This is a genomic window from Mycobacterium sp. URHB0021, assembly GCF_054057895.1.
In genome coordinates this window covers 6,621,010-6,635,093 of record NZ_JBSRZT010000002.1, presented here as the reverse complement: position 1 = coordinate 6,635,093, position 14,084 = coordinate 6,621,010, and the positions used below count along the sequence as shown (strand labels likewise).

The following is a 14,084-nucleotide window of genomic DNA, read 5'->3' as shown; positions in this document are numbered from 1 at the left end:
GGCACCCTTAATAGAAGAGGGACTTCACACCATGACCTACCAGCCGCTCACGTCTTACGGCGCCCCTCACGGTGGCGGTATGCCCACACAGCAACCCAACAGCAACTTGGTATGGGGGATTCTGGTTACGCTGCTGTGTTGCCTGCCCTTGGGCATCGTGTCGATCATCCAGGCGAGCAAGGTGTCGGGGCTGTGGGGTCACGGCCGTTATGCCGAAGCGCAGTAGGCGTCCGATTATGCGAAGAAGTGGGCGATCTGGGGAGCGGTGGCCGGCGTGATCGTCGGCATCATCTACGGCATCATCGCCGTCATGGGCGGCCAATTCTCGTACAAGTGATGCGTTTTCGTCTCGCTCACCGCTTGCGATGCCACTGGTCGTGGCCGCGGGTGGCGGGCGGCGGGTGCGCGGTCGTCTGGCTGGCCAATCCGGCGGTGCCCGGGGGGATTCTCCCGGTGTGTCCGACGAAGGCGCTGTTCGGCATCGACTGCCCCGGCTGCGGCAGCCTGCGGATGATCAACTCCCTACTGCACCTCGATCTGACGGGAGCGCTGCGGTACAACGCCCTGGGGCTGGCGGCGGTGGGCTGATGTTGTGGGCGTTCGGGGCCTGGACCTACGGTCGGCTGGTGGCAGGCGGATTCGAAGCTGGCAGCACCTGCGGTGGGCGGCCCCGGTGGCTCTGGCCCTGACCCTTATGTGGGTTTGTGGTGCGCAACTTGGGGTTTGAGCCGTTCGCCGCTCTATACGTCTGAAGTGACGCCGACAGGGTGGGTTTGTCGCCACGCGAACTAGACTGTGTACGTGGAATCTGTAGCTCCCCGCCCTGTATTGGTAGTCGACTACGGCGCGCAGTACGCGCAGCTGATCGCTCGACGGGTGCGTGAAGCCCGGGTGTATTCAGAGGTTGTTCCGCACACCGCGACCGTCGAGGAGATCAAGGCCAAGGACCCGCAGGCCATCGTGCTGTCCGGTGGTCCGGCCAGTGTGTATACCGATGGCGCTCCACAACTGGATCCCGCGCTGTTCGACCTGGGGGTTCCGGTGTTCGGCATCTGCTACGGGTTCCAGGCGATGGCGCAGGCACTCGGCGGCACCGTCGCCCGTACCGGAACCAGCGAGTACGGTCGAACGGAACTGAAAGTGGATGGGGGACAGCTACATTCCGATCTACCCGGCACTCAGCCGGTGTGGATGAGCCACGGGGACGCGGTGATCGCGGCCCCTGAGGGTTTCGCCGTGGTCGCGACGAGTGCGGGCGCCCCGGTTGCGGCGTTCGAAGACCGGGCTCGTCGGCTGGCCGGGGTGCAGTACCACCCTGAGGTGATGCACACCCCACACGGACAGCAGGTGCTCAGCCGGTTTCTGCACGAGTTCGCGGGGATCGACTCGACGTGGACGCCCGCGAACATCGCCGGCGCGTTGGTCGAACAGGTGCGTCAGGAGATCGGCAACGGCCGGGCGATCTGTGGGCTGTCGGGGGGCGTGGACTCGGCGGTCGCGGCAGCTCTCGTGCAGCGCGCCATCGGTGACCGGTTGACCTGCGTGTTCGTCGATCACGGTCTGCTGCGCGCCGGTGAGCGGGGCCAGGTTCAACGCGATTTCGTCGCCGCCACCGGCGCCAACCTGGTCACCGTCGACGTGGCCGACCGGTTTCTCGAGGCGCTGGCCGGGGTCACCAACCCCGAGGGCAAGCGCAAGATCATCGGCCGTGAGTTCATCCGGGCGTTCGAGGGGGCGGTTCGAGACACCATAAAGGGCGCTGCCGCCGACGAATCCGATGTCGAGTTCCTGGTGCAGGGCACCCTGTATCCCGACGTCGTCGAATCCGGCGGCGGCTCGGGCGCGGCGAACATCAAGAGCCATCACAATGTCGGTGGGCTGCCCGACGATCTGAAGTTCAGACTCGTGGAGCCGCTGCGGCTGTTGTTCAAGGATGAGGTGCGCGCCGTGGGCCGCGAGCTGGGCCTGCCCGAGGAAATCGTTGCGCGCCAGCCTTTCCCCGGCCCCGGCCTCGGCATCCGGATCGTCGGCGAGGTCACCGCGGAACGACTGGACACGCTGCGGCGTGCAGACGCGATCGCCCGCGAGGAACTGACCGCGGCGGGCCTGGACAATCAGATCTGGCAGTGCCCGGTGGTGCTGCTTGCCGACATCCGGTCTGTGGGTGTGCAGGGCGACGGCCGCACCTACGGCCACCCGATCGTGCTGCGACCGGTGTCGAGTGAGGACGCCATGACCGCGGACTGGACGCGGGTGCCCTACGAGGTGCTCGAACGCATCTCCACCCGCATCACCAACGAGGTTCCCGAGGTCAACCGCGTGGTGCTGGATGTCACCAGCAAGCCGCCCGGCACCATCGAGTGGGAATAGCGCCTCTTTAGGTCGAGCCGGGCCCGGCGTGCCGCATCGAAGCCCGCTTGACGGTGTCGGTGGGTGGGTGTTTACTCGCAGTATCGAACATACATTCGAACCCAGGATGATTCTGATGGTGCGGGAGGTACTGCTGTGACGGCAGCGGTCACTCTGGGTCAGCGCCGGTTTAACCACGCTGAACAGGTAGAACACCTTCGACAGAAGATTGCGGCGGTCTCCGGCAAGGTGGGCGACGGACATCGTGGCCGCGACCCGTCCGCCGATCTGCTGCCGGCTTCGGAATCTTTGCTGCCGATGCCTGAAGTGTCTCCCGGGTGGTACCCCCAGGCCGAATCGCTCCCCACCTCGTTGCCGCGCGGCACGGTCGCTGTGCTGTCGGGCGCCCGGTCGCTGCCGCTGAGCATGGTGGCGGCGGTGACGGCCGAGGGCGGGCACGCCGCGATCGTCGGCCAGCCCGATGTCGGCCTGTTGGCGGCCGTGGAAATGGGAGCGGATCTGAGCAGGATCGCGCTCATTCCCGAACCCGGAGCCGATCCGGTCGAGGTGGCGGCCGTGCTGATGGATGGCATGGATCTGGTGGTACTCGGCCTTGGTGGTCGGTCGGTGCCTGCCACCCGGGCGCGAGCGGTGGTGGCCCGTGCCCGGCAGAGGGGCTGCACCCTGCTGGTCACCAATGGTGACTGGCAGGGGGCGTCCGCTCGGCTGGAGGCCAGGGTCTGTGGCTACGAGGTGACCGGCGCCGGTGACAGTGCGCCCGTTCCGGGCTGTGGCCGGATCAGCCGGGTGCGGCTGACCATGCGTGCCAGGGGCCGGTCCTTCGGCGCCGCCCGTGCCGTAGGCGGGTGAGAGATGGCTGGCTCGTCGCGGGTGCTGGCGATTTGGTGCATGGACTGGCCCGCGGTCGCAGCGCTGGCGGCCTCGGGCCTGCCGCCGACGGCCCCGGTGGCGGTTACGCTGGCCAACCGGGTCATCGCCTGTTCGGCGTCGGCCAGGGCGGCCGGTGTGCGACGCGGCCTGCGCCGCAGGGAATCACAGGCACGATGCCCCGAACTGCATGTCGTCACGGCCGACCCCGCGCGGGATGCCCGCCATTTCGAAGATGTGACCGCCGCGGTGGACGACCTGGTACCCAGGGCCGAGGTGCTGCGGCCCGGTCTGCTGGTCCTGGCGGTTCGCGGGGCGGCACGTTACTTCGGATCCGAGCAGGCCGCCGCTGAGCGACTGGTCGACGCGGTGGCTGCGGCCGGGGCCGAATGCCAGGTCGGGATCGCCGACCAACTGTCGACGGCCGTCTTCGCCGCCCGAGCCGGTCGGATCGTGGAGCCCGGCAAGGATGCGCTGTTTTTGTCCGCGCTGTCGATCCGGCAACTGGCCACCGAACCGAGCCTGGCCGCAGCCGGCCGCGAGGAGCTGGCGGACCTGCTGTGGCGCATGGGTATCCGCAACATCGGCCAATTCGCTGCACTGACGCGAAGCGATGTGGCCTCACGGTTCGGGGCCGAAGCGGTGGTTGCGCACCGGTTCGCTTGTGGCGAGCCCGCTCGCGGCCCGTCGGGACGTGAGCCGCCGGCTGAGCTCGATGCCGTCATGAACTGCGACCCGCCCATCGACCGGGTGGACGCCGCGGCATTCGCGGGACGGTCGCTGGCCAGCACCTTGCACCGCACCCTCGAGGCGTCGGGGGTTGGATGCACCCGATTGGCCATTCACGCCGTCACCGCCAACGGTGAAGAGCTGGAGCGGGTTTGGCGTTGCGCGGAACCGCTGACCGAGGATGCCACCGCGGACCGGGTGCGCTGGCAGCTGGACGGCTGGCTCAACAGACGCAATCGGAGCGACCGGCCCACCGCGGCTGTCACCGTGATTCGCCTGCGCCCGGTGGAGGCGGTGTCGGCCGAGGCGTTGCAACTGCCGTTGTGGGGCGGAATCGGTGAAGAGGATCGATTGCGCGCCCGCCGTGCGCTGGTGCGGATCCAGGGCCTTCTCGGACCGGAGGCGGTACAGGTGCCTGTGCTCAGCGGGGGCCGTGGGCCTGCCGAACGCATCACCCTCACACCGCTGGGCGATGAGCTGGTCCCGCGGGCCGATCCTGGTCAGCCCTGGCCGGGGCAACTACCGGAGCCGTCGCCGACGGTACTGCTGGACGACCCGGTCGAGTTGTTTGATGCCGACGGTAATCCCGTGCGGGTGACTTCCCGGGGGTTGTTCTCGGCCGACCCGTGGCTGCTGACCGGTCCCGGCCGGGAGGACCGGTTGTCCTGGTGGACCGGGCCATGGCCGGTCGACGAGCGCTGGTGGGATCCCGAACAACCCAAGGCCGGCCGCACCGCCCGGACGCAGGTGCTGCTCGATGGTGACCCGGCGACGGCGCTGCTGCTGTGCTACCGCCAGCGGAGGTGGTACGTCGAAGGGATTTATGAGTAGAAGAGATCGATTGTTCTACTCGGCGTCTCGCGCGATGACGGCGGCCTACCGGCCGATTCCGACCGAGATGAACCTGACCTACCCGCAGTATCTGATGATGCTGGTGCTGTGGGAAGAGCGGTGCATCACCGTCGGCCGGCTCGGTGAGCGCCTGCAGCTCGACTCCGGCAGGCTGTCGCCATTGCTGAAGCGCTTGGAGGCCAACGGATTTGTCCAGCGCGAACGCTCACCTGATGACGACCGGCATGACAGAACGAGACGCTGCGGACCTGCGTGATGCGGTCCGTGACCTCACCGATGCGCTCAACGCATCACTACGAAAGACATCTCACGAAGTGAGAAGTCAAGCCGCGAGCGGGAGAGGAGGTGGAAACGCCCGGTGTTCGTTATAGAGCTGGCCGGTTTGCAGGCAGTGATGAAGCTGGCCGAGGAATTTGTTGAACAGGTTTCGTTGTGCTTGGTGGTTCCAGTCTCCGGCCGCGCGGCGGGCGTCGAAGTGGCGACGGGCGCCCGACGAGGCACGCAGCGATGCCAGCGCCCAGATCGGGCCGACGGCGGCCAGGCGCCGGTTTTTAATATGGCGCTGCAGCACAATGATTTTCCTGCCGCTGGCGCGGGTGATCGGTGCGGACCCGCGAATGCTTTGAGCCCGCGGGCATCGGCGAAGCGGGATCGGTCATCGCCGATCTCGGCCAAGACCCGGGCGCCGGCCAACATCCCGAGGCCGGGGAAGCTGGTGATGATCTGGGCGTCCGGGTGTTGGTCAAAATGGGCGATCGCCGCCTCGGCCAGCTCGTCGGCAGCGGTGGCCGCGGCCTCGAACTGACGCAGCAACGGACTCAGCTGGATACCCATCGCGTTTTCGACCACTGGCGGTTGGTGCAGGTAGGTGTCGGTGAACACCTCTCGCAGGCGCTCGACGTCGCGGTCGAGGTGACGACGGCGGCCAGCCTTGACCAGCAGCCGGCGCAGCCGCGGGGGGGTCAGCTTGGCCGCCTGCGCCGGGGTGGGGGCAGCGGTCAGGATGGTGCGCGCGTCGGCGCGGGCCAGCCCACCCTCGGGCAGCCCGGCGAACGCGACCAGTGCAGCTGGGTAGAAGTCTTTGAGCAGGTCGTCGCGGACCTGGTTGCCGACCTGTTGGCGCGCCCACACCGCGTCTTGCTGGGCACGGGCCCACACCCGGATGGCCTGAGCCAGCTCGGTGTCGGCGGGCAGCGGCCGGTGCGCGCCGGGGTCGGTGCGGATGATGTTGGCCAACAGCACCGCGTCGGTGGCATCGGATTTGGCCCCCGACGCCGCATACCGGGCCCGATACCGCGAGGCCGCCAGCGGGTTGATCGGATAGATCACCCGGCCGGTTTCGCGCAGGGCGCCCACCCACAACCCGCGGTCGGTTTCGATACCCACCGGGATCGGATGCTTAGCGGTGTCGCCGGCCTCGGCCAGCAGCCTCAACAGAGCCGCGAACCCGGCAGCGTCGTTGCGGACCCGTCGGCGGGCCACCACGCGCCCGTCGTCATCGACAACGGCGACATCGTCATGTTCAGTGGCCCAATCGATTCCACAAAACAAGCCCAAGGTTTCATCCCTCCTTCGATCGATGGTTATGCCGTTGCCGGTGGACTCAGGCGGCGCCCTAATCGTGGGACTCTTGGGTCCGTCATCTCACTAGCCGTCCGTGACTCCACCACACCACAGGACCTCGTTCTGTCGAAGAGCTCAAGGCTCGGGAACAACTGTCGGGAAGTCAACCCTGCGGTCGTCTCGCGTCGGGAAACCCCAGGCATCACCTGGCGGCAGTCCCCGCAAGGAACAGGCCCCGGTTACCACCGCCGGATAACCCATCCCTACTAAACGATTAGACATCCGTGTGAAGACGCTCTATACCGCCGAGGCCCTGGCCTCCGGCGAAGGACGCGACGGTCACGGCCGTAGTTCGATGGCAGGCTCGCCCTCGACCTCGCCATTCCCAAGGGTATGGGCGGCAGCGGCAACGGCACCAAACCCGAGCAGCTTTTCGCGATCGGATATGCCGCCTGCTTCCATTCGGCACTGCGCCTGGTCGGCCGCCAAGAGAAGGCCGATGTAACGGATTCCGTTGGGCGAACGTGTTTCGCTCGGGCAGGTCGACGATGGCGATTTCGGCCTGGCGGTCGAGCTAGAGATCGCCATGCCCAACCTCGACCACGACACCGCACAGCAACTGGCCGAGAAGGCACACCACGTGTGTCCCTACTCCAACGCCACCCGGGGCAATATGAGGTCAAGCTGGTCGTCACCGACGACTGAACTCGGCCCGCGAACGTCAGCCGAGTCGCTTCGCGAACGGTCCCACGCGGGCGAGGAACCGTTCGAAGAACACGTTGACGTCGACCTCGACACCGATGAGCGCGTTGGGCTCTCGGCCCCACCGGCCGCGCCAGTCCACCACTGTCATGCCGCGAGTCAACGTCCCGGTCAGTTCGACGTCGATCGCGGCCCGCCGACACTGCACCAGGTCCGGGTCGAGTGCGACGGCGGCGGCCAACGGATCGTGGAGATGGGCGAGATAGCCCTCGCCCTCGTCGAAGTGGAACTCGAAATAAAACCGCATCGCGTCCTCGAGCACCTGGATCAGCGGATTCGATGCCACTGACCGGGTGCCACGGTCGTCCAACACGCTCATCGGCACGGACGACGAATCCGCCGCGGTCGCGAGCCGGCTCAGAATCGTCGGTGTCATCGCGACGTTCTCGGTCAGGTTGAGTCCCAGCACGATCGGAATGTGGGTAGGCCGCTCCAGTCCCCATGCTGCGCCCCACACGGCGAACACTTCGGCCGCCGCTTCGGGGTCGACGCTGATGTTCCATTCGGCAACCGGTGTCGTGTTCCCGCGATAGTCGAACGCGCCGCCCATGATCACCAGCCGCCGCAGCAGCTTGGGCAACGACGGTTCCTTGCGGAGCGCCAGGGCCAGGTTGGTCAGCGGTCCGGTGGCGACGCCGATCAACTCGCCCGGGTGTGCCTGCGCCGCCAGCACCCAGGCCTCGGCGGCGTCGTGGGGGGTGAGCTGCCGCTCGGTCGTCGGTAGCTGGGCGTATCCGATGCCCTCTGGGCCGTGGGTGTCTTCGGCGGTCCGAAGCGAGCCGCTGACGGGTTCGGAGGATCCGCGCGATACCGGAATGCTGGGCATCTGGCACAGCTCGAGCAGTCCCAAGTTGTTGTGGCAAACCTGATGCACTCCGACGTTTCCGGCGGTCGATGCTATTCCGATCAGGTCGGCGTCGTCACCGGCGAACAGGTACACCAGCGCCATCGCGTCATCCACGCCGGTATCGACGTCGATGAATACGGGCTGTGGAGTCCCCGGCGCCTCACGACCGACGGTCACGCCGCCAACGATAGGGCCGACCGGCGACCGGCGCACGCATACTCGCCGGTACGTGAGCTTCGTGACACCTCGGTGGAGACCTGACCCGGGTGCCGTCGCCATCGGACGGTCCGACGGCGAGGAGGTAACCCCCTGCACGGCCATCGGCATCGTCCTGCCGTTGTCCCGACGATCTCCGCGCCGCTGCCGCGGCATGCGTACCGGTCTATCCCTGAGATTTATTGCGGTGCAACTCGGCCGATCATCTTCGCCAGTTCGGCAGCTCGAAACCCGCAGCACAGCAACCGAATAGTTCGAAGACGGTTGCGGCATTGGGTAGGCGGGACCGGCCTGCCACAGAATGGAACTTCGAATCAATGCATCGTACGCGTCGCGGGTCTATCGACGCTGCCCGCCCGCCATGAATAGACTGAGAATATCGACCAAAATTGCTATGCAGCAGCGATGTTCGAATACCCAACGAAAGGCCCTGAACGCGAGTGGATATCACCAGGTGTGGCTGGTTGACCGGCCACCGCTGCCTGTGATAGTCGACACGAATTGCACCATCGGCTGAACCTGAACGGTGGCCGCCACGTATCCCCCATTGAAGACTGAAATCTAGGTTCGGGATAGGTCGGATAAGTTCATGAGTGCATACATAACAGCCACAGGAAGTTTTCTTCCGGGTAGTCCGGTGCCAAACGAGGAGATCGAGGACTACATCGGCAAGGCGGGCCGCTCGACCTCCGATTTGAAAGCCATCACGCTCGCGAACTGCGGTATCAAGACCCGTCATTACGCGATCGACAAGAACCAGCGCACGTTGATGTCGAACGCGGAGATGGCGGCGGGTGCAGTTCGCGTCGCAGCGGAGCGCGCAGGGCTCGGATCCGACAGTGTCGAGCTGCTTTGCGCAGCAACGACGATGCCCGACGTTCTGGCCCCGGGACACGCCAGCATGGTGCACGGTGAGCTCGGATACGGTCCGCTCGAGATCGCGACGATGCACGGAGTGTGCACGTCCGGGATGATGGCGCTGAAGAACGCGTACCTTCAGGTGGCTATCGGCGAAAAGCGCAATGCGATCAGTGTCGCCAGCGAATTCGCGTCCCGATGGTTCAAGAGCTCTCGCTACGAACCGATGGGGGCGACCGCCGAACAGGGAACCCTTCCATTGGAGGCGGCGTTCTTGCGATACATGCTCTCGGACGGTGCGGGCGCCGTGGTCATAGAGAGCGAGCCCAGGGCCACTGGGGTGAGTCTGCGGATCGATTGGATATCGCTCACTTCATATGCACATACCGAGACGGCATGCATGTATCTCGGCAGTAGCAACAAGTCGTGTGCGATGAGTTGGGGCGATTACTCGAGCGCGTCGGTCGCCGACGCCGACGGTGCGACGGTTTTGCGGCAGGATCTGTCGCTACTGCCGCATCTGGTGAACGTCGGAGTCGACGAGTATGAACGTCTTCGTTCGCTCGGCAAGTTCGATCCGTCGACGCTGAGCTGGCTTCCAGCCCATTATTCGAGCGAGAAGATGAAAGAAATGGTGCTGGGCGAGTTTTCCAGGCGTGGCATCAGTATGGACCGGCCGGAGATTCTGTACAGCAATCTGACCAGCGTCGGAAACATCGGTAGTGCGGCGATATACGTCATTCTCAACGAAATGATGGAACAGGGTCTGGTCAGAGATGGTGACACCCTGCTGTGCATGGTTCCAGAATCTGGCCGGTTCGCGGTCTCCTTCATGCATCTCACCGCGGTATCAGCAGCGTCCGCGCGGGACGCCTCGCAATGACCCAGGGCTCCGCAAGCACGACGACGGAGCCACCGCGGCCGCGTGCGGTCGTCTACCTCTACACCCAGACCGGCCAACTGCGGGAAGTCGCAGGCGCGTTGACCGCTCCGCTGAAGGGCCGTGGCTGGGATGTCCGATGGGTGGACGTGCGACCGCGGGACGCTTTTCCCTTTCCGTGGCCGATTCGGCGATTTTTCGGGGTGTTTCCGCAGGCGGTGGATCCCGAGGCGGCGGTGGACCTCATCGTGCCGGAAGGCGGCTTCGAAGCCGGGGCGGACGAGTTGGTCATTCTCGCTTGCCAGGTCTGGTATCTGGCCCCTTCGCTACCTGTCAGATCCCTGTTGACGACGCATCCGGAAGCGGTCCGCGGACGACATGTCGTGTCCCTGATCGCATGCCGCAACATGTGGTATTCGGCGGCCGTCGAAATTGCTGGGCTGCTGCGTTCTGCTGGGGCGCGTCGTGTCGACGTGGTCACCGCGACCGACACGCGCCCGTCGTCGACGACGCTGGTCACCACGCTGCGCTGGTTGCTGACCGGCAGGCGCGAACCATTCCTGTGGTTCGGCCGGGCCGGCGTCGGTGACGACGAACTGGCGCGGGTCCGCGCGGTTGCGCAGGGCATCGCCGGTCCCTGGTTCTCTCCTCAGGACGCGGCCCCCGTTGTCCCAGCATTGGCTGCGGCCGACCTATTGGCAGGCAGCGTGTTTCGCCGATGGGGCCGACTGGTCAGGTCCGCGGACGGTGTCGGCTCCGCCGCGCACGCCCTGAGCTTGGTTGCGTTCGTGCTCGGCTTGGTGACCGCGATCGTCGTGGGTCTGCCACTCATCGGACTCGCGGCACTCGTCGGCGGCGAGCGATTCACCGGCGCGGTGCGCCGTTCTGTTTATCGACGAATCGCCTACGTTCAATCAGCACCGGATGGAGTGGTTTCGACATGTCCGTGACCTATGACAAGCCCTCGTACGAGGAAATGGTCGACTGGTTGGCCAGGAGGGTGGCCCGCGCACTCAACGTGGCACCCGAGACGATCGATGTCGACATCCCGCTGGCCGATTACGGGATCGATTCTGCCGCAAGCCTTGCGTTGTGTGCAGACCTCGAGAGCGAGAAGAGGATCGCCGTGGAGACCACGATCGTGTGGGATTACGCGACCATCGACGCGATCGCCGGCTATCTCGTCACGCAGGAAGTCGCGTCATGATTCCCATCGCTGTCATCGGTATCGACTGCCGCTTTCCCGGCGCCCCCGACAAGGAGGCCTTTTGGCAACTATTGATGGATGGCAAAGTAGCCGACACCGAAATCCCTTCGCAGCGTTGGAATGTCGACACCTACTATGACCGTGACGGCGGCGCCGGCTCGATGAACACTCGGCGCGGGCACTTCATCGATGGCGTCGACGCATTCGACAACGATTTCTTCGGCATAGCGCCCATCGAGGCGGCGGCACTCGACCCGCAGCAACGGCTGTTGCTGCAAACCTCGTGGCGTGCCGTGGAAGATGGCGCGATCGATCCGCGATCCCTGAAGGGCACGTCGACTGGCGTTTTCGTCGGCATGATGTCCAGCGAGTGGAGCAGCCTCCAGCTCATCGACTTCGCCGATCTCACCGCGTTTCGCGGAACCGGTAGCGGTTACTTCATGTCGGCGAACCGCATCTCCTACCACCTCGGCTTGACCGGGCCGAGTGTGGCGACCGACACCGCCTGCTCGTCTTCATTGACCGCAGTCCACCAGGCGTGCGCGGCGCTACGGTCGGGGGAGGCCGACACGGTCATCGCCGCCGGAGTGAATCTGATTCTGACCCCGGCTCTTTCGATCTTCTATACGCAGGCCGGGCTGTCCGCGCCGGACGGCCGGTGCAAACCGTTTCGACGTGATGCCGATGGCATCGGAAGGGGCGAGGGTGTCGGCGCTGTGGTGTTGCGCCGACTCGACGACGCGCTCGCCGACGGGCAGTCGATCTATGCGGTCGTGAAGAGTTCGATGATCAATCACGATGGGCGCAGCAACGGGATCACCGCCCCGAACCGCCGGTCGCAGGTGGCCCTGATGCGCCGGGCGCTTGACCTGGCCGAGGTCGATGCCGAACAACTTGCTTTCATCGAGGCGCACGGCACCGGTACCACGCTCGGCGACATGATCGAGGTCAGTGCCCTCGGCGATGTGCACAGGGCCCGCCGTCACGAGCCCTGCCTGCTCGGTTCGGCCAAGGGAAACATCGGTCACACCGAGGGCAGCGCCGGCATTGCAGCATTCATCAAGACCTGCTTGGCGCTGCACCGACGTGTGCTGCCGCCAACGGTGATCGGCGACGGCGCGAACCCGGACCTGCGACTGGCCGAGAACGGCCTGCGGCTCGCAGAAGGTCCGCAAGTGTTGCCGCGGCACGGCGTGCTGGGTGCGGTCAGTTCGTTCGGCCTCGGGGGCGGCAACGCGCACGCGATCGTTGAATCTGCCCCTGCCGTTGCGGTGCCCCGCCCGGGACGACACGGCGTAGTGACGATCTCGGCTCCATCTGAACAGGCGCTGCGCCGCAACGCCGGGTCGATGGCGGCCGCGTTGCGTACCATCGACACCTCCCTTGTTGCTGCCTGGTGCCGGTCGACCAACGCCATCAAGCGATCGCATCGGCAGCGCGTCGTGCTCGAAGGCGACCGCGACACCCTCGCCGACGGATTCGAGCAGTTCGCCGAGGGTACCCGAGGCCATCTCGCCAAATCCGATGCGCGCCATCAGAGCCCGGCCGGCGTCGGAATACTGTTCTCGGGTCAAGGCACGCAGTACCCGGGCATGACCCGCCCGCTCTATGACACGAATCCGATCTACCGCGGCAATCTCGACACTGCGGCCAGCGCAGTGAGTACTCATTTGGGCGAGGACTTGCTCGCTGCGATCTTCCGACCCGATTCCCGCCTCGACCACACCAGCCTGGCGCAGCCTGCGTTGTTCGCCGTGTCGTACGCGCTGGGAAAGACGCTGCTGCAGAGCGGTATCCGGGCCAGATTCGGGATCGGCCACAGCGTGGGGGAGATCGCCGCCGCATGCCTGGCCGGTGTGCTGACCGTTGACGCGGCCGCCAAGCTCGTCGTCGTGAGAGGGCGGCTGATGGGTTCCCTGCCGCCCGCCGGAGCAATGGTCGCGGTCGACCTCGGCATCGAAGAGGCGCAGGCGTACCTGACCGACGAACCCTCCTGCGCGATCGCGGCCATCAACGGACCGCGCTCACTGACGATTTCCGGGCCTGCCGGCGCCGTGGCGCGAATACAGGCTCTCGTTCAGCGGCAGGGCACCAGGGCTGTGGGCCTGGCGGTGTCACATGCGTTTCACTCTCCGATGATGGAACCGATCGTGTCGGACTTCCGGCGTGCGTTGGACGGGCTGGAACCCCGACCCGCCGGCTTCCCACTGTTCTCGACGGTCATCGGCAGACAGGTCGACGGCACCGAGATGACCGCCGATTATTGGGCTCAGCAGCTGTGTTCCCCGGTGCGGTTTTACGACGCCATCGGCGCTGCCATGAACACGATGGGTGCGGATTATCTCGCCGAGGCCGGTCCGAGGTCCGGGTTGCTCGCCCTTGCCAGACTGCACGAATCATCGTTTCCGACAACGCCGTTGCCGTTGTGCAGCGGCCAGAACTCCGACGGCGTGGAACTGCTCGGGGTGGCTGCGACGCTCATGCGCGACGGGTACTCGCCCGATCTGGATCCGCTGTACGGCGAGCCTGCGGGCACTTTGCCGCCGGTCCCGCCATATCAGTTCGATGACACCAACCGGTTCTGGTTCGACCGTCCCATCGACGAGACCGAACACCGAGCGCGGCCCGTCCAGGTTCAGATCGAACCATCGGCTGCCGCACATGCCGAAGAGTCTCACGGCACCGCCGAGGACGAAGTCCTGTCACTGATCGCCGATGTCGGCAACTATTCGGTCGGCACGCTTGCGAGGTCCAAGCGGTTGGCGGACGACCTGGGGTATGACTCCTTGTTACAGCTCCAACTCTTGGATCGACTCCGCACGGCATACCCACAGCTTGCGGAGGTCGACGTGACGGATCTGCTCCCGAGAATCCACTACGTCGGCGATCTGGTCGACTTCGTTGTGCATGAGTTGGCTCGAACGGCGTGATGC

8 protein-coding genes and 5 pseudogenes are annotated in these 14,084 nt (G+C 65.8%); 11 read left to right on the top strand and 2 right to left on the bottom strand.

Features of this window, described 5'->3' with window-relative positions:
* Nucleotides 1–31: 31 nt before the first annotated feature.
* The 6 genes and pseudogenes from ACVWWN_RS34725 (at nucleotide 32) to ACVWWN_RS34700 (ending at nucleotide 5,189) form a co-directional block, all read left to right on the top strand.
* A pseudogene (locus ACVWWN_RS34725) lies at nucleotides 32–337 on the top strand (CD225/dispanin family protein).
* 28 nt (nucleotides 338–365) lie between these two features.
* Nucleotides 366–752, top strand: a pseudogene (locus ACVWWN_RS34720) (DUF2752 domain-containing protein).
* 49 nt (nucleotides 753–801) lie between these two features.
* Complete coding sequence (guaA, locus tag ACVWWN_RS34715) at nucleotides 802–2,370, top strand: glutamine-hydrolyzing GMP synthase (protein ID WP_457147893.1); 1,569 nt, start codon at nucleotides 802–804, stop codon at nucleotides 2,368–2,370.
* 135 nt (nucleotides 2,371–2,505) lie between these two features.
* Nucleotides 2,506–3,219 carry a hypothetical protein gene (locus ACVWWN_RS34710; RefSeq protein ID WP_457147892.1) on the top strand — a complete coding sequence of 238 codons (714 nt, stop codon included), beginning with the start codon at nucleotides 2,506–2,508 and terminating at the stop codon, nucleotides 3,217–3,219.
* Between the two features lie 3 nt (nucleotides 3,220–3,222).
* Nucleotides 3,223–4,797, top strand: coding sequence for a DNA polymerase Y family protein (locus tag ACVWWN_RS34705; protein WP_457147891.1), 1,575 nt, complete (start codon nucleotides 3,223–3,225; stop codon nucleotides 4,795–4,797).
* A pseudogene (locus tag ACVWWN_RS34700) lies at nucleotides 4,790–5,189 on the top strand (MarR family winged helix-turn-helix transcriptional regulator). The gene ACVWWN_RS34705 and the pseudogene ACVWWN_RS34700 overlap by 8 nt, the downstream one beginning before the upstream one ends.
* Here the strand turns inward: ACVWWN_RS34700 and ACVWWN_RS34695 are convergent.
* Nucleotides 5,141–6,369: pseudogene (locus ACVWWN_RS34695) on the bottom strand (IS110 family RNA-guided transposase). The pseudogenes ACVWWN_RS34700 and ACVWWN_RS34695 overlap by 49 nt on opposite strands.
* A 298-nt stretch (nucleotides 6,370–6,667) precedes the next feature.
* Between ACVWWN_RS34695 and ACVWWN_RS34690 the strand changes: the two are divergent.
* Nucleotides 6,668–7,086 (top strand): annotated as a pseudogene (locus tag ACVWWN_RS34690) (organic hydroperoxide resistance protein).
* A gap of 16 nt (nucleotides 7,087–7,102) precedes the next feature.
* On the opposite strand, the gene ACVWWN_RS34685 reads toward ACVWWN_RS34690, so the two are convergent.
* On the bottom strand, nucleotides 7,103–8,167 hold the full coding sequence (locus tag ACVWWN_RS34685; RefSeq protein WP_457147890.1) for a nucleoside hydrolase: 1,065 nt from the start codon (nucleotides 8,165–8,167) through the stop codon (nucleotides 7,103–7,105).
* A 676-nt stretch (nucleotides 8,168–8,843) separates the two neighbouring features.
* Here ACVWWN_RS34685 and ACVWWN_RS34680 point away from each other — a divergent pair.
* The 4 genes from ACVWWN_RS34680 to ACVWWN_RS34665 are packed head-to-tail and all read left to right on the top strand — an operon-like array spanning nucleotide 8,844 to nucleotide 14,081.
* Nucleotides 8,844–9,947 (top strand): StlD/DarB family beta-ketosynthase, encoded by a 1,104-nt coding sequence (locus ACVWWN_RS34680; RefSeq protein WP_457147889.1) that lies wholly within the window; start codon nucleotides 8,844–8,846, stop codon nucleotides 9,945–9,947.
* The gene (locus tag ACVWWN_RS34675; RefSeq protein WP_457147888.1) at nucleotides 9,944–10,894 is read left to right on the top strand and encodes a hypothetical protein; all 951 of its coding nucleotides are present in this window, start codon (nucleotides 9,944–9,946) and stop codon (nucleotides 10,892–10,894) included. The genes ACVWWN_RS34680 and ACVWWN_RS34675 overlap by 4 nt, the downstream gene beginning before the upstream one ends.
* A complete protein-coding gene (locus ACVWWN_RS34670; protein WP_457147887.1) occupies nucleotides 10,885–11,151 on the top strand; it encodes an acyl carrier protein in 267 nt (88 codons plus the stop codon). Before ACVWWN_RS34675 ends, ACVWWN_RS34670 begins: the two co-directional genes overlap by 10 nt.
* Entirely contained in the window at nucleotides 11,148–14,081 is a 2,934-nt protein-coding gene (locus tag ACVWWN_RS34665) for a type I polyketide synthase (RefSeq protein ID WP_457147886.1), read from the top strand. The genes ACVWWN_RS34670 and ACVWWN_RS34665 overlap by 4 nt, the downstream gene beginning before the upstream one ends.
* Nucleotides 14,082–14,084 lie beyond the last annotated feature (3 nt).

Coding starts and splice junctions, on each gene's coding strand:
- ACVWWN_RS34675 (WP_457147888.1), top strand. CDS start 9,944: ATGACCCAGGGCTCCGCAAGCACGACGACGGAGCCACCGCGGCCGCGT.
- ACVWWN_RS34665 (WP_457147886.1), top strand. CDS start 11,148: ATGATTCCCATCGCTGTCATCGGTATCGACTGCCGCTTTCCCGGCGCC.
- ACVWWN_RS34705 (WP_457147891.1), top strand. CDS start 3,223: ATGGCTGGCTCGTCGCGGGTGCTGGCGATTTGGTGCATGGACTGGCCC.
- ACVWWN_RS34670 (WP_457147887.1), top strand. CDS start 10,885: ATGTCCGTGACCTATGACAAGCCCTCGTACGAGGAAATGGTCGACTGG.